The following is a 21,061-nucleotide window of genomic DNA, read 5'->3' as shown; positions in this document are numbered from 1 at the left end:
ACTTCGTGAATCGGTCGGGGCTCCGCGCCCCGGCCCGCCCCGTCCACTCGCTTGAAGGAGACCGGCCATGAGCGCTGTCATCGATGACCACGGTCACGCCGACCACGCCCACGGCCCGGCCAAAGGCCTGATGCGCTGGGTGCTGACCACCAACCACAAGGACATCGGCACGCTGTACCTGTGGTTTGCGTTCTGCATGTTCCTGCTCGGCGGCTCGTTCGCTATGGTGATCCGCGCCGAGCTGTTCCAGCCCGGTTTGCAGATCGTCGAACCGGCGTTCTTCAACCAGATGACCACCATGCACGGTTTGGTGATGGTGTTCGGTGCGGTGATGCCGGCGTTCGTCGGCCTCGCCAACTGGATGATCCCGTTGATGATCGGCGCGCCGGACATGGCCCTGCCGCGCATGAACAACTTCAGCTTCTGGCTGCTGCCGGCGGCGTTCCTGCTGCTGGTTTCAACCCTGTTCAGCCCCGGTGGCGGGCCGAACTTCGGCTGGACGTTCTACGCACCGTTATCGACGACTTACGCACCTGAAAGCGTGACGTTCTTCATCTTTGCCATTCACCTGATGGGGATCAGTTCGATCATGGGCGCGATCAACGTGGTCGCGACCATCCTCAACCTGCGCGCGCCCGGCATGACGTTGATGAAAATGCCGCTGTTCGTCTGGACCTGGCTGATCACCGCGTTCCTGCTGATCGCGGTGATGCCGGTGCTGGCCGGATGCGTGACGATGATGCTGATGGACATCCACTTCGGCACCAGTTTCTTCAGTGCTGCCGGTGGCGGTGACCCGGTGTTGTTCCAGCATGTGTTCTGGTTCTTCGGCCACCCCGAGGTGTACATCATGATCCTGCCGGCGTTCGGCGCCGTCAGCTCGATCATCCCGACGTTCTCGCGCAAACCGCTGTTCGGCTACACCTCGATGGTCTACGCCACGGCGAGCATCGCGTTCCTGTCGTTCATTGTCTGGGCGCACCACATGTTTGTGGTCGGTATTCCGTTGGTGGGCGAGCTGTTTTTCATGTACGCCACGCTACTGATCGCCGTGCCCACCGGGGTCAAGGTGTTCAACTGGGCGAGCACCATGTGGCAAGGCTCGCTGACCTTCGAAACGCCGATGCTGTTCGCCGTGGCGTTCGTCATCCTGTTCTCCATTGGCGGGTTTTCCGGGCTGATGCTGGCCATCGCCCCGGCGGACTTCCAGTATCAGGACACCTACTTCGTGGTTGCGCATTTCCACTACGTGCTGGTGCCGGGGGCGATCTTCGGGATCTTCGCCTCGGCCTATTACTGGCTGCCGAAATGGACCGGGCACATGTACGACGAAACCCTCGGCAAGCTGCATTTCTGGTTGTCATTCATCGGGATGAACATGGCCTTCTTCCCGATGCACTTTGTCGGTCTTGCGGGAATGCCGCGGCGGATTCCGGACTACAACCTGCAATTCGCCGACTTCAACATGGTCTCCTCGATCGGCGCGTTCATGTTCGGCGCCACGCAGATCTTCTTCCTGTTCATCGTCATCAAGACTATCCGTGGCGGCGAACCGGCACCGGCCAAACCGTGGGATGGCGCCGAAGGCCTGGAGTGGAGCGTGCCGTCGCCGGCGCCGTATCACACCTTCACTACGCCGCCGGAAGTGAAATGAACACAGAACTCCCTGTGGGAGCGAGCCTGCTCGCGAAGAACGATGACGCGGTTCATCTGATGCACCGAGTTGTCTGCTTCGCGAGCAGGCTCGCTCCCACAAGAGATCTGATGAGAGGCATGAACCATGGCTGACTCGATCTCGCTGAAAAAACTGGTCACCCGCCTGCTCGGTGTGGTGGTCGCGATGTTCATTTTCGGTTTTGCCCTGGTGCCGATCTACGACGTGATGTGCAAAGCCTTCGGCATCAACGGCAAGACCGGCGGCCAGTACGAGGGGGAGCAGGTGGTTGATACCTCGCGCCAGGTTCGCGTGCAGTTTCTGTCGACCAACACTGCCGACATGCCATGGGATTTCTATCCCAAGCACGATGAACTCACGGCCAACCCCGGCGCGGTCAACGAGATGATCTTCATCGCCCGCAACCCCACCGACAAACCGATGAGTGCGCAAGCCGTACCGAGCATCGCGCCGAGTAATGCCGCCGCATATTTCCACAAGACCGAATGCTTTTGCTTTACCCAGCAGGTGCTGCAGCCCGGGCAACAGATCGAAATGCCGGTGCGTTTCATTGTTGACCGCGACATGCCCAAGGAAGTGAAGCACCTGACGCTGTCCTACACGCTGTTCGATATCACCGCCCGACATCCACCGGTGGCTGTAAACACTGGCGGTTAGCGTGCCCGATAAGGAGAACAATAAATGGCAACTCATGAGCACTATTACGTTCCGGCCCAGAGCAAGTGGCCGATCATCGCCACGATCGGGATGTTGGTCACCGTGTACGGTCTGGCCGTCTGGTTCAACGACCTGAAGGCAGCACGCCCGGAATCCCACGGCCCGCTGATCTTTTTCGTCGGTGGCCTGCTGGTGGCGTACATGCTGTTCGGCTGGTTCGGCACGGTGATCAAGGAAAGCCGCGCGGGGCTATACAGCGCGCAGCTGGACCGCTCGTTCCGCTGGGGCATGAGTTGGTTCATCTTCTCCGAGGTGATGTTCTTCGTCGCTTTCTTCGGTGCGCTGTTCTACGTGCGGCACATTTCCGGCCCGGCACTCGGAGGTGAAGGCCCCAAAGGGGTCGCGCACATGCTTTGGCCAAACTTTCAGTTCACCTGGCCGCTGCTGAACACGCCGGACCCGAAACTGTTCCCGCCGGCCAAGGACGTCATCAGTCCGTGGGGCTTGCCGCTGATCAACACGATTCTGCTGGTCAGCTCAAGCGTGACCATCACCATCGCCCACCATGCGCTGAAGAAAGGCCATCGCGGCGCGCTGAAAATCTGGCTGGCGATCACCGTGTTGCTGGGCTGTGCGTTCCTTGGTTTCCAGGCCGAAGAATACATTCACGCTTATAAGGAGCTGGGCCTGACCCTGGGTTCGGGCATCTACGGCGCGACGTTCTTCATGCTCACCGGTTTCCACGGCGCCCACGTGACCATCGGCACGATCATTCTGTTTGTGATGCTGATGCGGATCATGAAGGGCCACTTCGACAACGAGCATCAGTTCGGCTTTGAAGCGGCGAGCTGGTATTGGCACTTCGTCGACGTGGTGTGGATCGGCTTGTTCATCTTCGTTTATGTGCTTTAACAACAGCTACAAGCCACAACAACAGCTTCAAGCTTCAAGCTTCAAGCTCAAAGCGGTAAGGCTTCTAACTTGCAGCTTGTAGCTTACCGCTTGCAGCTACCACCGCACGTGGGACACCAGTTGGCCGCTGTAGAAACCCCAGGCAATCAGGCCGACGGTTCCAGCGGCCAATGCCACCCGAACACTCAAGGCGATGACCAGTCGATTCGAGCTGCTGTCGTCCTTGACCAGGAAAAACAGGCCGCTGAACAGGCTGATCACCGTGGCAATCAGCATCAGGACGATAGCTGTTTTGAGCATGGGAAGACTCCGGGGGACAGGCGATGCAGTTGAGTATAGCGATCGCGACGACTGACTTTGTGGCGCAAGCATGAAGCGCTTTCGCCCGGGTGTGATTCCGACCGTGGTGGTGGCGTTGTTGCTGCCGCTGCTGGTGTCACTGGGTTTCTGGCAACTGGGCCGTGGCGCGGAGAAAACCGCCCTGCTCGCCACTTACACCGAACGCCGCGCCGCCGAGCCGATGGCCAGCAGCGAACTACTGACCAGCGCCGACCCGGCCTATCGCCGCGTGCATCTGCAGGGCCAGTTCGATGGTGCCCACAGCCTGTTACTCGATAACCGCCAGCGTGACGGCAAAGTCGGCGTCGAAGTACTGCAACCGTTTCAGGATCAGCGCAGCGGTCTGTGGCTGCTGGTCAATCGCGGCTGGCTGCCGTGGCCGGATCGCCGCGTACCGCCGCAATTCAGCACGCCAACCGAATCGCTGAATATCGATGCCTGGGTTTACGTCGCCCCCGGCGCGACTTTCCAGTTGCACGCCGATCCGGTCAGCCAGACCTGGCCGCAAACCATCACCGCCGTCGAGCCGGCCAAACTGTGGAAAACCCTCGAGCGCGACGGCTACGCCTATGAGTTACGCGCCGAATCCGGCCCGGCCAGCTATCAAGCCGATTGGCCGGTGGTCGCGATGGGCCCGGAAAAACACCTCGGTTACGCCGTGCAGTGGTTCGCCATGAGCATTGCACTGCTCGGTCTCTACCTTTATCTCGGCTGGCACAACGCCAAGGAGAAACACCATGGGAACGGCCATGAATCCACCCAGCATGTCTGAAACCAAAGTCCCGGTCAGTCGCCGACGCGGACGCATGCAACTGTTGCTGATCGTGCTCGGTGTAGTCGGCCCGATGCTTCTCGCCACCGGCATGTACAAATTGCAGTTCTGGGTGCCGGAAGGTCGCAGCTATCACGGTGAACTGCTCGGCAACGGCCAGACCCGCGCCGACATCGGCGTGCAAGCCGATGAACAACGCTGGCAGATGCTGGTGACCGCGCCCAAGGACTGCTCGGTAGATTGCCAGCAGTTGGTGTATCTGGCGCGGCAGATCCAGATCGGCCTCGGTCGTGAGGCCGGGCGCGCCACCCATGCCCTCGCCGCCGCGCAGCCGTTGAGCAGCGACTACGACGCCAAACTGACCCGCGAATATCCGCAGCTGCAACGCTATCCGCTGGATGCTGCGACATTCGGCAAGACAACAGGGGACAACGCGACGCCGCAGCTGTGGATTATCGATCCGCACGGCAACCTCGTGCTGCGCTACGGCCCGAACGTAAAGGGTAAGGATCTGCTCAACGACCTGCGCCATCTGCTGAAACTGTCGAACATCGGATAAGGGCATCGTCATGGCCAAACCTGGATTTCGCCTCGCGCTGTTTGCCACCCTGCTGGCACTGATTGTGGTGCTGCTCGGCGCCTACACACGCCTGACCCACGCCGGCCTCGGTTGCCCGGACTGGCCGGGTTGCTACGGATTTATCAGCGTGCCGAAAAGCGAAGCCCAACTGGCCCATGCCGAACTGCATTTCCCCGAGGCGCCGGTCGAAGCACACAAGGGCTGGAATGAGATGATCCACCGCTACTTCGCTGGCGCCCTCGGCCTGCTCATCTCAGTGCTGGCCGGCCGCGCGTGGGTCAATCGGCGTCATCCGGGCCTGCCATTGAAACTGCCACTGTTCTTGCTGGCGGTGGTCATCGCACAAGCCGCGTTCGGCATGTGGACAGTGACGCTCAAGCTCTGGCCACAAGTGGTCACCGGGCATTTGCTCGGTGGTTTCGCGACGTTGAGTCTGTTGTTTTTGCTGACCCTGAGATTGTCCGGTGTGCTGCCGGCGCTGACCGTGCCAAAGCGTTTGCAGTACTGGGCGACGGCCGGACTGTTGCTGGTGATCGGCCAGATCGCCCTCGGTGGCTGGGTCAGTTCCAACTACGCGGCGGTGGCCTGCATCGACTTCCCGACGTGCCATGGCGATTGGCTGCCAGCCGCTGATTTCGCCAATGGCTTTCATCTGACCCAACATATCGGCCCGAATTACCTGGGCGGACAACTCGACAGCGACGCACGCACGGCGATTCATCTGACCCATCGCATCGGCGCGCTGCTGGTAACGCTGGTGCTGCTCGGTCTGGCCTGGCAACTGAAAGTGGTTGGCATGACCCGACTGGCCGGCCTGGTGCTCATCGCCCTCGCCGCGCAAATCACCCTTGGCATCAGCAACGTGGTGTTCCATCTGCCGCTGCCAATCGCCGTCGCCCACAACGCGGGCGGCGCAGCACTGTTGTTGTCGATGGTGCTGGTCAATTATCACGCGCGCACCAGCCTGGTTCGGGTCAAGCAGCCGCTGATTGCGCGGTGGCGCTTGAGCCCGCGTAAACACTCGGCGGCGCCCATCACAATAAAAGGAGAAACGCCGTGGCGATTCTGATTGGCGAACGTCCCGCGCAGGCGTTGTGGCGCGATTATCTGGAGCTGACCAAACCGAAAGTGGTGGTGCTGATGCTCATCACCTCGCTGGTCGGCATGTTTCTCGCGACCCGCGCCGGGGTGCCGTGGACGGTGCTGGTGTTCGGCAACCTGGGGATTGCGCTGTGTGCCGGCGGCGCGGCGGCGGTCAATCATGTGGTGGATCGACGCATCGACGCGCTGATGGCGCGCACCCACAAACGGCCGTTGGCCGAGGGCCGGGTGTCACCTGCCGCCGCGCTGACGTTTGCGCTGGTATTGGCGCTGCTGGGGCAGGCGTTGTTGCTGACCTTCACCAATCCGCTGACGGCGTGGCTGACGCTCGCTTCGTTGCTTGGTTACGCGGTGGTTTACACCGGTTTCCTCAAACGCGCGACGCCGCAGAACATCGTCATCGGTGGTCTGGCCGGCGCCGCGCCGCCGCTGCTCGGCTGGACCGCCGCCACTGGCCATGTCAGCGCCGAACCGTTGCTGTTGGTGCTGATCATCTTCGCCTGGACCCCGCCGCACTTCTGGGCGCTGGCGATTCATCGCAAAGAGGAATACGCCAAGGCCGACATCCCGATGCTGCCGGTCACCCACGGCGAGCACTACACCAAAGTGCACATTCTGCTGTACACCTTTGCGCTGCTGGCCGTGAGCCTGCTGCCGTATGTGATCCACATGAGCGGCATGCTCTACCTCGTTTGCGCCCTCGCCCTGGGCGCGAGGTTTCTGCAATGGGCCGTGGTGCTGTACCGTGGCACTCGGCCGCACGCGGCGATCAACACCTTCAAGTACTCTATTTATTACTTGTTCCTGTTGTTCATCGCCCTGCTCGTAGACCACTACTTACTGTTGAACCTATGACTCGAACCCAGAAAACCGTTTTCATCCTCGTCGCCGTGGTCGCGTTGATCCTCGGCCTTACCGTCAACAAAGTGCTGAGCGGCAAGGGCCAGGGCGACCCGACCGCGTTGATCGACGCCGGCATCATCCTGCTGCCGCAGAGCCGCAATCTGCCGGACGTGACGATGACGGACCAGGACGGCAAACCGGTCGCGATCAATGAGCTCAAGGGCAAGTGGAGTCTGCTGTTTTTTGGCTACACCTTCTGCCCGGATATCTGCCCGACCACCCTCGCGCAACTGCGCCAGATCAAAAGTGAACTGCCGAAGGACGCTGTGGACAAGTTGCAGATCGTTCTGGTCAGCGTCGACCCGAACCGGGACAACCCGAAGCAGCTGAAACAGTATCTGGGCTACTTCGATCCGCAATTCATCGGCCTGACGCCAACCTCGATCGAAGAACTGCAGAAAGTCGCCAACGCGGTGAGCATTCCGTTTATTCCAGCGGACACCAGCAAGCCGAATTACACGGTGGATCACAGCGGCAATCTGGCGGTAATCGGGCCGGACGGCACGCAGCGCGGGTTTATTCGGGCGCCGCTGAACAACGCCAAACTGGTGGCGCAGTTGCCGGTGATGCTTAACCGCAAATAACACGCCACTGCCCCCTGTGGGAGCGAGCCTGCTCGCGAAGAGGTCGGCAGAGTCAACATCTACATTGCCTGACACACCGCTTTCGCGAGCAGGCTCGCTCCCACAAGGGACTGTGTTTTCGGGCACAAAAAAGGGGACGCACATGGCGTCCCCTTTTCGTTGCAGCAATCTGAATCAGAACGCCGGCAACACCGCACCCTTGTACTTCTCGGTAATGAATTGCTTCACCTCCGGACTGTGCAGGGCCGCGGCCAGTTTCTTCATCGCGTCGCTGTCCTTGTTGTCCGCACGGGACACGAGAATGTTCACGTAAGGCGAGTCATTACCCTCAATCACCAGCGCGTCCTTGGACGGATCGAGCTTGGCTTCCAGCGCGTAGTTGGTGTTGATCAGCGCCAGATCGACCTGAGTCAGCACACGCGGGATGGTCGCGGCTTCCAGTTCGCGGAACTTCAGGTCTTTCGGGTTTTGCGCGATGTCTTTGATGGTCGACAGGATGTTGGTCGGGTCCTTCAAGGTGATCACGCCAGCCTTGGCCAGCAGCAACAGCGCACGGCCGCCGTTGGTGGCGTCGTTCGGGATGACCACGTTGGCGCCGCCTGGCAATTCTTCGATCTTCTTGATCTTGCTCGAGTACGCGCCCAGTGGTTCCAGGTGTACGCCGGTCACGGCAACCAGGCTGGTGCCCTTGGCCTTGTTGAATTCATCGAGGTACGGCTGGTGCTGGAAGAAGTTGGCGTCCAGACGCTTTTCGGCAACCTGTACGTTCGGCTGAATGTAGTCGGTGAAGACCTTGACCTTTAGATCCACGCCTTCTTTGGCCAGTGCAGGCTTCACGAACTCGAGGATTTCAGCGTGCGGCACCGGGCTGGCGGCAACGGTCAGGGTTTCGGCGTGGGCCGAGAATGCCGCAACGGCAGCGAAAGCAGCGATCAGTTTTTTCATTCAGCTAACTCCTTATGAGGCGCCCGTCTGGCGCCTGCCAGCGAATGGCCGGCTCATCTCTTGATTACAAAAACCGGTTATTTGCGCGAGAAATGCACGACCAGTCGGTCGCCCACCATTTGCAACACTTGCACCAGGATCAGCAGCAACACCACGGTGACGATCATCACGTCAGTCTGGAAACGCTGGTAGCCGAAACGGATCGCCAGGTCGCCCAGGCCACCGGCACCCACCACACCGGCCATCGCCGTGTAGGAAACCAGTGTAATCGCTGTCACGGTAATCGCTGCGAAGATGCCCGGACGGGCCTCTGGCAGCAACGCGTTGACGATGATCTGCCGAGTGGTCGCGCCCATCGACTGGGTCGCCTCGATGATGCCGCGATCGACTTCACGCAGCGCGGTTTCCACCAGACGCGCGAAGAACGGCGTGGCACCCACCACCAGCGGCGGAATCGCACCGGCCACGCCCAGCGAGGTGCCGGTGATCAGCACGGTGAACGGGATCATCACGATCAGCAGAATGATGAACGGCAGCGAGCGCAGGATGTTCACCGCCAGCGACATGAACGCGTAGACACCGCGGTTTTCCAGCAACTGACGCGGGCTGCACAAAAACAGCAGCACACCCAGCGGCAGACCGAGCAGCACGGTGAACAGCAGCGAACCGCCGAGCATCAGCATCGTGTCGCCGGTGGCCAGCCAGATTTCGTACCAGTCGATATTGGCGAAAAAGCTCATAAAGGCTTCCATTAACGCAGGACCTCCATGTGAACGTCAGCGGCGGTGAAGCGAGCGAACGCCGCTTCCATGTCGCCACCGGTGACGGCGAGGGTCAATTGCCCGTACGGAACGTCTTTGATGCGATCGATACGACCGGCCAGGATGCTGTAGTCGACACCGGTCTCGCGGGCGACGGTACCGAGCAACGGCGCGTAGGTCGCTTCGCCTTGGAAAGTCAGACGCACGATACGGCCCGGCACGTGAGCGAAGTCATCGCGCTGTTCGCTTTCGTCGATCTGCTCGCTTTCCTGCACGAAACGCTTGGTGGTCGGGTGCTGCGGATGCAGGAACACATCGGCCACCGAACCTTGCTCGACGATCACGCCGGCATCCATCACACCGACCTGATCGCACACACGGCGGATGACGTCCATCTCGTGGGTGATCAGTACGATGGTCAGTTTCAGCTCGCGATTGATCTCGGCCAGCAGTTGCAGGACCGAGGCCGTTGTCTGCGGGTCGAGAGCGCTGGTGGCTTCGTCGCACAGCAGAATCTTGGGCTTGGTCGCCAACGCGCGGGCGATGCCGACACGCTGCTTCTGGCCACCGGACAACTGCGCCGGGTACTTCCTGGCGTGGTCGGAAAGACCGACCCGCGCCAGCAACTCGGCCACACGTTTGTCGATTTCGCTGCTCGACAACTCGCCGGCCAAGGTCAGCGGCAACGCAACGTTGTCGGCGACAGTCTTGGAAGCGAGCAGGTTGAAGTGCTGGAAGATCATCCCGACTTGCTGGCGGAAACGGCGCAGGCCGTTGGCGTCCAGCGCGGTGACTTCTTCGCCGTCGACGAAGATCTTGCCGCCACTGGATTCTTCCAGGCGATTGATCAGACGCAGCAGGGTACTTTTTCCCGCGCCGGAATGGCCGATCAGACCGAAGACCTGACCGTTCTCAATCGAGAGACTGGTCGGGTGCAGGGCGGGGATGTCCTTACCGGCGACGCGGTAAGTCTTGTGGACGTTTTGAAACTCGATCACGTAGCGAACCTTGTGGGGCGCGTTAGAAAAGGATCAGCGGTTAGCCGGGCGCGCATTTTAGCCTGTCCGTATAGAGGTTCTTAGCATTTATTTCGCATTTAACCTTCGAATTGGCAATAAGAAGATCAAAGGTCATAAAAAAGGAACGCCCGTTCCTTGTCATCGGTCACTACTTAAGCGACTTGAAAGCCTGGGTGCCGTGCCCGGGAACCACTCAAGAGTCCTCGGCACGTCCCGGGGGTCAAACGAGGAGTTTACGTCTGATGAGTACCAAGAAACCTGCCCCTGCAAAAAGTGAAATGGCCGGAACCGATACCCCGGATCGCGCCAACACCAACGCCAAGCTCGACAGTCTGGAGACTTTTCGCTCCGACGCCACCGGCCAGGCACTGCGCACCAACCAAGGCGTGAAGGTTGCCGACAACCAGAACACCCTCAAGGTCGGTGAGCGCGGGCCGTCGCTGCTGGAAGATTTCATCATGCGTGAAAAAATCACGCATTTTGACCATGAGCGTATCCCGGAGCGTATCGTCCACGCCCGCGGCACCGGGGCCCATGGTTTTTTTCAAGCCTATGAAAATCATGCTGCGCTGACCAAAGCCGGATTTCTACAGGATCCAGGGAAGAAAACCCCGGTGTTCGTCCGCTTTTCCACGGTGCAAGGGCCACGCGGTTCCGGCGACACCGTGCGTGACGTGCGCGGGTTTGCCGTGAAGTTCTTCACCGACGAGGGCAACTTCGACCTGGTCGGTAACAACATGCCGGTGTTTTTCATTCAGGACGCGATCAAGTTCCCTGATTTCGTCCACGCGGTAAAACCTGAACCGCACAACGAAATCCCTACCGGTGGCTCGGCTCACGACACCTTCTGGGACTTCGTGTCGCTGGTGCCGGAGTCGGCGCACATGGTCATCTGGGCGATGTCCGACCGGGCGATCCCGAAGAGCCTTCGCAGCATGCAGGGCTTTGGCGTGCACACCTTCCGCCTGATCAATGCCGAGGGCAAATCGCGCTTCGTCAAATTCCACTGGCGCCCAACTGCGGGGACTTGCTCGCTGGTGTGGGACGAAGCGCAGAAGCTCGCCGGTAAAGACACCGACTATCACCGTCGCGATCTCTGGGAAGCCATCGAGATGGGCGACTACCCGGAATGGGAATTGGGCGTGCAGATCATCGAGGAGGAAAACGAGCACGATTTCGACTTCGACATCCTCGACCCGACCAAGCTGATCCCGGAAGAAATCGTGCCGATCACGCCGCTGGGCAAAATGACCCTCAACCGCAACCCGGACAACTTCTTCGCCGAGACCGAGCAGGTTGCGTTCTGCCCTGGCCACATTGTTCCGGGTATCGACTTCTCCAACGATCCGCTGCTGCAAGGTCGGCTATTTTCCTACACCGATACGCAAATCAGCCGACTCGGTGGGCCGAACTTTCATGAGCTGCCGATCAACCGCCCGGTGGCGCCGTTCCACAACGGTCAGCGCGATGCTCAGCACCGCACAACCATCGACAAGGGGCGCGCCTCTTACGAGCCGAATTCGATTGACGGCGGTTGGCCGAAAGAAACGCCACCGGCCGCGCAGGACGGTGGTTTCGAGAGCTATCCGGAACGCATCGACGCCGCCAAGATCCGTCAGCGCAGCCAGTCGTTCAGCGATCACTTCTCGCAGGCAACCTTGTTCTTCAACAGCATGAGCGAGCATGAGAAGGAACACATCATTGCCGCTTACAGCTTCGAGCTGGGCAAGGTTGAGCGCGAGTTCATCCGTGCACGGGAAGTGAACGAAATTCTGGCGAACATCGATCTGGAACTTGCCAAGCGCGTGGCGGAAAATCTCGGTCTTCCGGCACCCACCAAAGGCACGGTCGAAGCGCGCAAAACGTCTTTCGATCACTCACCGGCGCTGAGCCAGGCCAATTTGTTGCCAGAAAACATCAAGACGCGAAAAGTAGCGATTCTTGCTGCCAACGGCGTCGATGGTGCAGCGATTGATGCAATGAAGAAAGCACTGGCCGCTGAAGGTGCGCACGCTAAATTGCTCGGCCCGACCTCGGCGCCGGTAAAAACCGCCGATGGCAAAAGCCTGCCGGTGGATGCATCGATGGAAGGCATGCCTTCCGTGATCTTCGATGCGGTGTTCGTGCCGGGTGGCGCGGCGTCGATCAAAGCGTTGAGCGGTGACGGCGTGGCGTTGCATTACGTGCTGGAGGCGTACAAGCACCTGAAGGCGATTGCCTTGCACGGCGAAGCCAAGCAATTGCTGGATGTGCTGAAGCTGGAGGCGGATGCCGGGTTGCTCGAGGGTAAGGATGTCGGGGCGTTGACCAAACCGTTCTTTGCCGCGATCGGGCAGCATCGGGTTTGGGCTCGGGAGCCTAAGGCGAAAGCCGTTCCGGCGTAAAAGCAAAAGATCGCAGCCTTCGGCAGCTCCTACATGGGTTCACATTCTCCCTGTAAGAGCTGCCGGAGGCTGCGATCTTTTTACGGTTTACGCGGACTCAGCACCATCTGCGCCGGCACCGTGCGCAGAATCTGCTTCTCGATCTTCAGATCAAAATCCGGATTCAATTTCTTCACACGCTTGGTCAGCAAATTCGCCAACCATGGATAGTCATTGGTACGTGGCGCCTGAATAGTCACCGCACACTCGTAATTCACTACATCGGCGGCGATCGCATCCAATTGGCGGCGAAGTTTGTGACTATCGGTGATATTCAGCGCAACCGTGGTGCTTTCGGCTGTCGGGTCAATCACTTTGGCTTTCGGCCGGGCTTCCGCAGCGAGCAACGCCGCCTCGGCTTTTTCAAGCTCGGCCTTGCGTGCTTCGGTAATGGCGCCGTTGACGCCACCGGTCAGCGCCGGGGCCTTGGGCATCAATACACGTGCACGGCTCAAAGCAGTTGCAGCAGCGTTTACATCACCCTTTTGCAAGACGATCTGGCTGCGACGCAGATACGCCTCGGCCAATTGCCGTTGATATTGCTCAAGGGATTGATCGTTGGGGGTTTCAGTCTGCAAAGTGGCCAACTGGGCTTCGGCAGTGGCCAATTCGCTGCTGGCCAGGCTTTGTTCCAGCTGCGCGATGGCCGTAGCCCGCGCATCGGGGGCTTCAGCCACCGGCGGCGTGCTTTGGCAGGCGCCCAGCAGCACTGAAAATGCGACAAGGAGCAGATAACGGGAGGCGAACGGCTTCATTCCTGCGACTCTCTAATTGCGCAAAAAGCGGCCAAGTCTACACCCCACGACGAGGCAGAACAAAACTCAGCAGAAACAGTGCGGCCGCCGTCACAACGATTGACGGCCCCGCCGGGGTGTCCTTGAACCATGACAACGCCAGCCCGCCACACACGGCGAGCATGCCCAGCAGGCTCGCGCCCAGCGCCATCTGCTCTGGTGAACGAGCGTGACGCTGTGCCGCAGCCGCCGGAATGATCAACAGCGAAGTAATCAGCAATACGCCGACGATTTTCATCGCCACCGCGATCACCACCGCGATCAACAACATCAGCGCCATGCGCAAACCCGCGACCGGCAGGCCTTCAACCCTGGCCAGTTCCTCATGCACGGTGATCGCCAGCAGAGGCCGCCACAGCGTCACCAGCAACACCAGCACCGCCGCGCTGCCGCCGAGGATCCACGCCAGGTCAGTCGGGCTGATCGCCAGCAGGTCACCGAACAGATAGGCCATCAGGTCGATCCGCACTTCATGCATGAAGCTTAGTACGACAAGCCCGAGAGAGAGCGTGCTCGGTGCGAGAATTCCCAAAAGCGTGTCGGATGCCAGCGGCTGACGCTGTTGCAACGTGACCAGCAACACCGCCAGCAGCAGGCAACCGACCGTGACCGCAACCGTCGGGCTGACATCCAGCAGAAAGCCCAGCGCCACGCCGAGCAATGCGGCATGGGACAAGGTATCGCCGAAATACGCCATGCGCCGCCACACCACAAACGAGCCAAGCGGCCCTGCGACCACCGCCAGCGCCAGACCTGCAAGCAGGGCATACAACAGAAAATCAGCCATGCTTGCAGTTGTCTCCATGAACGTGGGGTTGGCCCGAAACCGGGCCCTTGACCACTGAACCGTGCAGATCGTGGGCGTGGTCGTGGTGGTGGTGATAAATCGCCAAGCTCGGCGCGTTCTTGCCGAACAGCTCGACAAACGCCGGATCGCCGCTGACTTGCTCGGGATGCCCAGAGCAGCAGACGTGACGATTGAGGCAGACCACCTGGTCGGTGGTGCTCATCACCAGATGCAAATCGTGGGAAACCATCAGCACGCCGCAGCCGTGGCGATCGCGCAGCCGGGTGATCAGGCTATACAGCTCCGCCTGGCCAGCGACATCTACGCCTTGCACTGGCTCATCGAGCACCAGCAGTTCCGGTTCGCGCAGCAGGGCTCGGGCGAGCAGTACGCGCTGCATTTCACCACCGGAAACGCTCTGCACCGGGCTGTCGATGACGTGCTCGGCACCGACTTCTTTCAGAGCCGCCAGTGCACGCGGGCGATCAACGCCCGGCACCAAACGCAGAAACCGCAGCACCGAGAGCGGCAAGGTCGGATCGACGTGGAGCTTTTGCGGCATGTAGCCGACACGCAGTTTCGGCTTGCGCCAGACGCTGCCACTGTTCGGTTTCAACAATCCGAGCACGGCGCGCACCAGCGTGGTCTTGCCCGCACCATTGGGGCCGATCAGGGTGACGATCTGCCCCGGCTCGACGCTCAGCTCGATGTTGTCCAGCACGGTTTGTCCGCCAAACGTGACGGCGACTTGCTCCAGACGGATCAGCGCATTGCTCATCAAGCCCCCTGGCAACCGGAGCACAGGCCGACCACTTCGACGGTCTGCGCTTCGACGATAAAACCGACATCCATGGCGCTGTTGATGATTGCGTCACTGATCACTTTTTGCTCAAGCTCGATGGCAGCGTGGCATTCGCGGCAGATCAGGAACTGGCCCTGATGCGCATGTTCCGGGTGCACACAGCCAACAAAGGCGTTGAGCGAGGAGATGCGATGCACCAGGCCGTTTTCCAGCAGGAAATCCAGCGCCCGGTATACGGTCGGCGGCGCGGCGCGGCGGCCGTCCTGCTCGCTCAGCACCGCCAGAATGTCGTAGGCACCCAGCGGTTTATGGCTTTGCCACACCAGCTCCAGCACTCGGCGGCGCAACGCAGTCAGGCGCAAGCCTTTCTGTGCACACAAAGTATCGGCCTCGGACAAAGCGCTGTGCACGCAATGAGAGTGGTCGTGGGGACGGCTGGCGATCGGTGTAATAGGCATGGGCGGCGACGAGTTTTGATAGAGACGTTATTATGTTACCCGTTCTCGCCTCCTTGAGTGGTCATCGTGTCCCGACTTTTTTCTGTTTTTGTGGCGTTTGTCGCCAGTTTCCTGCTGATCGGTTCGGCTCAGGCCGAGGTCAAAGTGCTCACCAGCATCAAACCGCTGCAGCTGATTGCCGCAGCCGTGCAGGACGGCGTGGCGATTCCCGAGGTACTGCTGCCGCCGGGTGCCTCGCCGCACAACTATGCGCTGCGTCCATCCGACGTACGGAAGGTGCAATCGGTGGATCTGCTCTACTGGGTCGGCCCGAGCATGGAAGGTTTCCTGCCTCGCGTGCTGAACGGTCGTACGCAGCCGAGCGTCGCGGTGCAGGATCTGCCGGGGATGAAACTTCGCCATTTCGCTGAAGACAGTCATTCCCACGCCGAAGAAGCCGACGATCATGACCACGATCACCGTCCGGGCACGCTGGATGCGCACCTGTGGTTATCGCCGGTGAACGCGCGGGTGATTGCCGACAAAATGGCCGCTGATTTGAGTGCAGCTGATCCGGCGAATGCCGAGCGCTATCAAAGTAACGCCAAGGCTTTCGATGAGCGTCTTGATGCGTTGGATCTGCGTTTGAAGAAGCGTCTGGCCAGTGTTGAAGGCAAACCGTACTTCGTCTTTCACGAAGCGTTCGACTACTTCGAAGACGCTTACGGCTTGAAGCATACCGGCGTGTTCAGCGTGGCGGCCGAGGTGCAGCCGGGTGCCCAGCACGTCGCTGCGATGCGCAAGCGTTTGCAGGAAGTGGGCAAGACCTGCGTGTTCAGCGAGCCGCCATTGCGCCCGCGTCTGGCGGAAACACTGGTCGCCGGCCTGCCGGTGAAACTGGCGGAACTGGATGCATTGGGCGGTTACACCCCGGCGACGGCTCAGGGGTATGAGCAGGTGCTGGAGAAGTTGGGCAATGATTTGGCGGGGTGCCTGGAGTCGTTGTAACCCCGGCATTCGTGTTGCCCCCATTCGCGAGCAGGCTCGCTTCCACAAGGATTAATGAAATCCTGTGGGAGCGAGCCTGCTCGCGAAGCTTTTAAAGGGCAAAAGGCAGATGAATGCTAACCATCTGCCGCTGCGCCAGGCGCTGCTCAAACTCCTGCGGATCGTGAATCAACACGTCCTGCCCGGCAAATTGTTCGGCCGCGATCAACCGCGACAGCCAGAACCGCACACACGCCACTCGCAGCATGGTCGGCCACAACTCAGCCTCTGCCGCCGTAAACGGCCGTAGCGCCGCGTAGGCGCCGAGGAAAGCACGGGCACGCGGGCCATCGATCAGACCATCATCGTCCGAACACCAATCGTTCAACGCAATCGCCACGTCATAGAGCATCGGGCCCGAGCAGGCGTTGTAGAAGTCGATCAGCCCGGTCAGATGCGTGCCTTCGAACATCGCGTTGTCGCGAAACAGGTCGGCGTGGATATTCGCCCGTGGCAGCGCGAGAATCTTGTCTTTGCGCGCAGTGATTTCATCCAGCGCCTTTTGCAGCAACGCGCGCGGCGCATCGCTCAGGTGCGAGAGCAACGCGGTGCCCTCCTCCAGCATCCAGTCGAGGCCACGATCGGTCTTGCGCTTGATCATGTGCTCGCCCTGGGTCGCCAGGTGCAGATGCGCCTGCAACTCGCCGACCTGCGCGCAATGCTGGGCGTTGGCGACCTTGATGTGCTTGCCAGCCAGACGCGGTTGCAGCAATGCCGGTTTGCCTTTGAGTTCACGCAACGCCACGCCGTCGATGGTGCGCAGTGCATACGGCACCGGCAGATCGGCTTCGTGCAGCACGTCGAGCAGGTCGATGAAGAACGGCATCTCCTGCACCGGGCCGCGTTCGACCAGGGTCAGGACGAATTCGCCCTGCTCCAGGCTGATGAAGAAATTGGTGTTTTCGCTGCCGGCGGCAATCCCCTGGAAATCAAGCAGACGGCCAAGCCCGTAAGGGGCGAGAAAGGTTTCCAGCTCGGGCCGAGCCAGGGGGGTGAACACAGACATGGTTAAAAACTGCTCAGTTCGGGCGCCGCGATCAACGCGGCGCCGATTAAAATTAAGAGACTACTTCCATTCGAAAATCTTCCACGACGGAATCAGCATATCCGGCTGATCCGAGCGAATGAAGTTCGCATCCGTCCCGTCTGCGCGCACAAGAAAGTAGGGCGGTGCGCCCTTCGGCGTGACTTTGATCGCATACAGGAAACCGTTTTGCCGATACTCCTGAATGGTCTTGTCGCCTTCCGTGCGAATGGTAACTTCGGGGTCCCCCGTCGGCGCATCATCCGCCGCCATCGCGGCCAATGGTGAAGCAGCAATCAACCCGACCAGCAGCAAGCGATTTAACGTACGCATGATAACCTTGTCCCTTTGTCGTCAACGGTCCCGCTATTCTAGCGCCGGGCCCGCCGAAAAGGTTGATTCTGCTCATGAGCCAAGCCCCCCTCGTCCTGGTGGACGGTTCGTCTTACCTGTACCGCGCTTTCCACGCCCTGCCTCCTTTGACCACCTCCAAAGGTCTGCCGACCGGTGCGGTCAAGGGCGTGCTGAACATGCTCAAAAGTTTGCGCAAACAGTACCCGGACAGTCCGTTCGCCGTGGTTTTCGACGCCAAGGGCGGCACATTTCGCGATGAGATGTACGCCGAATACAAGGCCAACCGCCCGAGCATGCCCGACGACATGCGCGTACAGATCGAGCCCCTGCACCAGAGCGTGATCGCCCTCGGCTTCCCGCTGCTGTGCGTGGAAGGCGTCGAGGCCGACGATGTGATCGGCACGCTGGCCCGCAGCAGTGCGGCGGCGGATCGCCCGGTGATCATCTCCACCGGCGACAAGGACATGGCGCAACTGGTCGATGGCCACATTACCTTGGTCAATACCATGTCCGGTAGCTCGATGGACGTGGAGGGCGTGAAGGAGAAATTCGGCGTCGCTCCGGAGCAGATCATCGATTATCTGGCGCTGATGGGCGACTCTTCCGACAACATTCCGGGCGTTCCCGGCATCGGCCCGAAAACCGCATCCGGCCTGCTGGTCGGCGTCAACGGTGGCCTGACCGAGCTTTACGCGCAGCTCGACATCGTGCCAACCCTGCCGATTCGCGGCGCCAAGACCCTGCCGGCCAAGCTCGAAGAACACAAGGAGATGGCTTTCCTCTCCTATCAACTGGCGACCATCAAGATCGACGTGCCGCTGGACGTCGAACTCGACGATTTGCAGATGCGCGCCGAAGATCCGGCCAAGCTCTACGAGCTGTACACGCTGCTGGAATTCAAAAGCTGGATCAACGATCTCGATCGCGACGCCAAACGCCTGGAGCTGAGCAGCGCTGCGGCGCCTGAGCCGGCGGGTGATCTGTTCAGCGCGCCAGAGGCCGAAGCCCCGGCCGCCCCGGCTGAAGCGGCTTATGAAACCATCCTTGATCAGGCGCGTTTTGACGTCTGGCTGGAAAAACTCAAAAACGCCCAACTGTTCGCCTTCGACACTGAAACCACCGGTATCGATGCGCAGCAGGCGCAGCTTGTCGGTCTGTCGTTCGCGGTGCAGGCCAACGAAGCGGCGTACATTCCGCTGACCCACTCCTACATCGGCGTGCCGGAGCAACTGGATCGCGACACTGTACTGCGCGCGCTCAAGCCGATTCTGGAAGACCCGAACAAACTCAAGGTCGGCCAACACGCCAAGTTCGACATGAACATTCTGGCCAACTGCGCCATCGGCGGCGATCAGAACGAAGGCATCACCGTGCGCGGCGTCGCCTTCGACACGATGCTTGAGTCCTACGTGCTCAACTCCACCGCCACCCGCCACGACATGGACAGCCTCGCGCAGAAGTACCTGGACCACACCACCGTGAGTTTCCAGGACATCGCCGGCAAAGGCGCCAAGCAACTGACCTTCGATCAAATCGCGCTGGAACAGGCCGGGCCGTATGCCGCCGAAGACGCCGACATCACCTTGCGTCTGCACCAGACGCTGTTCGAAAAACTCAGCGCCATTCCAAGCCTGGCCAGCGTGCTGACCGACATCGAGATTCCATTGGTACCGGTACTAGCGCGCATCGAACGCCAGGGCGCATTCGTCGATGCCGAGCTGCTCGGTATCCAGAGCATTGAGCTGGGCAACAAGATGGTCGCGCTGGAGCGCGAAGCGTTCGAAATCGCTGGGGAAGAGTTCAACCTGGGCTCGCCCAAGCAGCTCGGCGTGATTCTCTACGAAAAACTCGGCCTGCCGGTTTTGAAGAAAACCGCCAAGGGCCAGCCGTCCACTGCCGAAGAAGTGCTGGCAAAACTCGCCGAGGACGATCACCGCTTGCCGAAAGTGCTGATGGCGCATCGCTCCATGAGCAAGCTGAAAAGCACCTACACCGATCGCCTGCCGGAGCAGATCAACCCGCGCACCGGGCGCGTCCATACCTCGTACCATCAGGCCGTGGCATCGACCGGGCGTCTGTCCTCCAGCGATCCGAACCTGCAGAACATTCCGGTGCGTACCGCTGAAGGCCGACGCATCCGTCAGGCCTTCGTCGCGCCAAAAGGCTACAAACTGCTGGCGGCGGACTATTCGCAGATCGAACTGCGGATCATGGCCCACCTGTCCAAGGACGAAGGCTTGATGAACGCCTTCCGCAACAATCTGGATGTGCATACCGCCACCGCTGCCGAAGTGTTCAAGGTCGAGCTCAACGAAGTGACTTCCGACCAGCGCCGTGGCGCCAAGGCGATCAACTTCGGCCTGATCTACGGCATGGGCGCACAGAAACTCGGCAAGGACATTGGCGTCGACACCAAGACCGCCAAGGCTTACATCGACACCTACTTTGCGCGTTATCCGGGCGTTCGCGAGTACATGGATCGCACCCGCGCGCAGGCTGCGGATCAGGGTTATGTCGAAACGTTCTTCGGCCGTCGCCTGTACTTGCCGGAAATCAACTCCAACAAGCCGCAGGAACGCGCTGCCGCTGAACGCACGGCAATCAACGCGCCGATGCAAGGCACGGCAGCCGACATCATCAAGAAAGCCATGGTCGCGGTGGATAACTGGCTGACGACCTCCGGGCTGGACGCGCGAGTCATCCTGCAAGTGCACGATGAACTGGTGCTGGAGGTTCGCGAGGATCTGGTTGATCAGGTCAGCGCCGAAATTCGTCAGCACATGAGCGAAGCGGCGAAGCTGGATGTGCCGCTGCTGGTCGAAGTGGGTGTGGGCAATAACTGGGATGAGGCGCACTAAACCATTTTGAGTCGGTTTTGCTGCGGCTTCACGCCGCGGCAAACCCGTTGAACGGTGCTTAGTCCGAATAGCGCTTGGGCTTATTCCAAAGCTTTTTGAAAAAAATCTGAACTAATCTTGCAGCTCGCTACTCAGAGTTACTGAATGGCTGGTGAAGCCCTTCAATGCTCCTATGTTGTGTTAAGTGTTGGCAGATATCTGAACCCCGCCCTAGCGGTTCGGAACTTAAACCCCGGAATTTCTCCCTCCCCACTGAAATCCGGGGCTTTTTTTGCCCAAAAATCGGC

The 21,061-nt window shown here is 60.2% G+C and carries 21 protein-coding genes; 11 read left to right on the top strand and 10 right to left on the bottom strand.

Annotated features, from left to right (window positions below):
• The first annotated feature begins 67 nt into the window (after nucleotides 1-67).
• The 3 genes from ctaD (at nucleotide 68) to JJD74_RS19580 (ending at nucleotide 3,244) form a co-directional block, all read left to right on the top strand.
• Nucleotides 68-1,654, top strand: a complete 1,587-nt coding sequence (gene ctaD, locus JJD74_RS19590) for a cytochrome c oxidase subunit I (protein WP_042556974.1) — start codon at nucleotides 68-70, stop codon at nucleotides 1,652-1,654.
• Between the two features lie 126 nt (nucleotides 1,655-1,780).
• Nucleotides 1,781-2,332, top strand: a complete 552-nt coding sequence (locus JJD74_RS19585) for a cytochrome c oxidase assembly protein (RefSeq protein ID WP_042556973.1) — start codon at nucleotides 1,781-1,783, stop codon at nucleotides 2,330-2,332.
• 24 nt (nucleotides 2,333-2,356) lie between these two features.
• A complete protein-coding gene (locus tag JJD74_RS19580; protein WP_042556972.1) occupies nucleotides 2,357-3,244 on the top strand; it encodes a cytochrome c oxidase subunit 3 in 888 nt (295 codons plus the stop codon).
• Between the two features lie 96 nt (nucleotides 3,245-3,340).
• Here JJD74_RS19580 and JJD74_RS19575 read toward each other — a convergent pair whose 3' ends face one another.
• On the bottom strand, nucleotides 3,341-3,544 hold the full coding sequence (locus JJD74_RS19575) for a twin transmembrane helix small protein (RefSeq protein WP_115147881.1): 204 nt from the start codon (nucleotides 3,542-3,544) through the stop codon (nucleotides 3,341-3,343).
• Between the two features lie 70 nt (nucleotides 3,545-3,614).
• Between JJD74_RS19575 and JJD74_RS19570 the strand changes: the two genes are divergently transcribed.
• The 5 genes from JJD74_RS19570 to JJD74_RS19550 are packed head-to-tail and all read left to right on the top strand — an operon-like array spanning nucleotide 3,615 to nucleotide 7,523.
• Entirely contained in the window at nucleotides 3,615-4,355 is a 741-nt protein-coding gene (locus JJD74_RS19570) for an SURF1 family protein (protein WP_200616596.1), read from the top strand.
• Nucleotides 4,321-4,914 carry a hypothetical protein gene (locus tag JJD74_RS19565; protein ID WP_200616595.1) on the top strand — a complete coding sequence of 198 codons (594 nt, stop codon included), beginning with the start codon at nucleotides 4,321-4,323 and terminating at the stop codon, nucleotides 4,912-4,914. Before JJD74_RS19570 ends, JJD74_RS19565 begins: the two co-directional genes overlap by 35 nt.
• Before the next feature lie 10 nt (nucleotides 4,915-4,924).
• The gene (locus JJD74_RS19560; RefSeq protein WP_200616594.1) at nucleotides 4,925-6,004 is read left to right on the top strand and encodes a COX15/CtaA family protein; all 1,080 of its coding nucleotides are present in this window, start codon (nucleotides 4,925-4,927) and stop codon (nucleotides 6,002-6,004) included.
• Nucleotides 5,992-6,891 carry a heme o synthase gene (gene cyoE, locus JJD74_RS19555; RefSeq protein ID WP_047299204.1) on the top strand — a complete coding sequence of 300 codons (900 nt, stop codon included), beginning with the start codon at nucleotides 5,992-5,994 and terminating at the stop codon, nucleotides 6,889-6,891. The genes JJD74_RS19560 and cyoE overlap by 13 nt, the downstream gene beginning before the upstream one ends.
• A complete protein-coding gene (locus tag JJD74_RS19550) occupies nucleotides 6,888-7,523 on the top strand; it encodes an SCO family protein (protein WP_042556966.1) in 636 nt (211 codons plus the stop codon). The genes cyoE and JJD74_RS19550 overlap by 4 nt, the downstream gene beginning before the upstream one ends.
• Nucleotides 7,524-7,697: 174 nt before the next feature.
• Here the strand turns inward: JJD74_RS19550 and JJD74_RS19545 are convergent, their stop codons facing one another.
• From JJD74_RS19545 to JJD74_RS19535, 3 genes are all read right to left on the bottom strand, one after another.
• Nucleotides 7,698-8,468, bottom strand: coding sequence for a MetQ/NlpA family ABC transporter substrate-binding protein (locus JJD74_RS19545; protein WP_042556965.1), 771 nt, complete (start codon nucleotides 8,466-8,468; stop codon nucleotides 7,698-7,700).
• A gap of 77 nt (nucleotides 8,469-8,545) precedes the next feature.
• Entirely contained in the window at nucleotides 8,546-9,220 is a 675-nt protein-coding gene (locus JJD74_RS19540; protein WP_042556964.1) for a methionine ABC transporter permease, read from the bottom strand.
• Nucleotides 9,220-10,227: a methionine ABC transporter ATP-binding protein gene (locus tag JJD74_RS19535; RefSeq protein WP_042556963.1), complete on the bottom strand. Its 1,008-nt coding sequence runs from the start codon at nucleotides 10,225-10,227 to the stop codon at nucleotides 9,220-9,222. The genes JJD74_RS19540 and JJD74_RS19535 overlap by 1 nt, the downstream gene beginning before the upstream one ends.
• 263 nt (nucleotides 10,228-10,490) lie before the next feature.
• Between JJD74_RS19535 and katE the strand changes: the two genes are divergently transcribed.
• Nucleotides 10,491-12,632, top strand: coding sequence for a catalase HPII (gene katE / locus JJD74_RS19530; RefSeq protein WP_042556962.1), 2,142 nt, complete (start codon nucleotides 10,491-10,493; stop codon nucleotides 12,630-12,632).
• A gap of 80 nt (nucleotides 12,633-12,712) precedes the next feature.
• On the opposite strand, the gene JJD74_RS19525 is transcribed toward katE, so the two are convergent.
• Genes JJD74_RS19525 through JJD74_RS19510 form a run of 4 tightly spaced genes read right to left on the bottom strand, consistent with a single transcriptional unit; the run spans nucleotide 12,713 to nucleotide 15,512 of the window.
• The gene (locus tag JJD74_RS19525; protein WP_200616593.1) at nucleotides 12,713-13,426 is read right to left on the bottom strand and encodes a PA5502 family lipoprotein; all 714 of its coding nucleotides are present in this window, start codon (nucleotides 13,424-13,426) and stop codon (nucleotides 12,713-12,715) included.
• Nucleotides 13,427-13,463: 37 nt separating this feature from the next.
• Nucleotides 13,464-14,252 carry a zinc ABC transporter permease subunit ZnuB gene (gene znuB, locus JJD74_RS19520; RefSeq protein ID WP_042556960.1) on the bottom strand — a complete coding sequence of 263 codons (789 nt, stop codon included), beginning with the start codon at nucleotides 14,250-14,252 and terminating at the stop codon, nucleotides 13,464-13,466.
• A complete protein-coding gene (znuC, locus tag JJD74_RS19515; protein ID WP_042556959.1) occupies nucleotides 14,245-15,030 on the bottom strand; it encodes a zinc ABC transporter ATP-binding protein ZnuC in 786 nt (261 codons plus the stop codon). Before znuC ends, znuB begins: the two co-directional genes overlap by 8 nt.
• Complete coding sequence (locus tag JJD74_RS19510) at nucleotides 15,030-15,512, bottom strand: Fur family transcriptional regulator (protein WP_042556958.1); 483 nt, start codon at nucleotides 15,510-15,512, stop codon at nucleotides 15,030-15,032. Before JJD74_RS19510 ends, znuC begins: the two co-directional genes overlap by 1 nt.
• A gap of 66 nt (nucleotides 15,513-15,578) precedes the next feature.
• Here JJD74_RS19510 and JJD74_RS19505 point away from each other — a divergent pair, with 66 nt between their 5' ends.
• On the top strand, nucleotides 15,579-16,499 hold the full coding sequence (locus JJD74_RS19505) for a zinc ABC transporter substrate-binding protein (RefSeq protein WP_196304120.1): 921 nt from the start codon (nucleotides 15,579-15,581) through the stop codon (nucleotides 16,497-16,499).
• Nucleotides 16,500-16,590: 91 nt separating this feature from the next.
• Here JJD74_RS19505 and JJD74_RS19500 read toward each other — a convergent pair whose 3' ends face one another.
• Nucleotides 16,591-17,544: a homoserine kinase gene (locus JJD74_RS19500; protein WP_200616592.1), complete on the bottom strand. Its 954-nt coding sequence runs from the start codon at nucleotides 17,542-17,544 to the stop codon at nucleotides 16,591-16,593.
• Between the two features lie 60 nt (nucleotides 17,545-17,604).
• Nucleotides 17,605-17,895 (bottom strand): DUF2782 domain-containing protein, encoded by a 291-nt coding sequence (locus tag JJD74_RS19495; protein WP_042556955.1) that lies wholly within the window; start codon nucleotides 17,893-17,895, stop codon nucleotides 17,605-17,607.
• Between the two features lie 74 nt (nucleotides 17,896-17,969).
• Here JJD74_RS19495 and polA point away from each other — a divergent pair, with 74 nt between their 5' ends.
• Nucleotides 17,970-20,774 (top strand): DNA polymerase I, encoded by a 2,805-nt coding sequence (gene polA, locus JJD74_RS19490; RefSeq protein WP_200616591.1) that lies wholly within the window; start codon nucleotides 17,970-17,972, stop codon nucleotides 20,772-20,774.
• Nucleotides 20,775-21,061 lie beyond the last annotated feature (287 nt).

The sequence above is a fragment of the Pseudomonas sp. MF6776 genome (genome assembly GCF_016613125.1).
Taxonomy (GTDB): domain Bacteria; phylum Pseudomonadota; class Gammaproteobacteria; order Pseudomonadales; family Pseudomonadaceae; genus Aquipseudomonas; species Aquipseudomonas iridis.
Note: the sequence above shows the minus strand (reverse complement) of the source record. Positions and strands in the feature narration are given on the sequence as shown.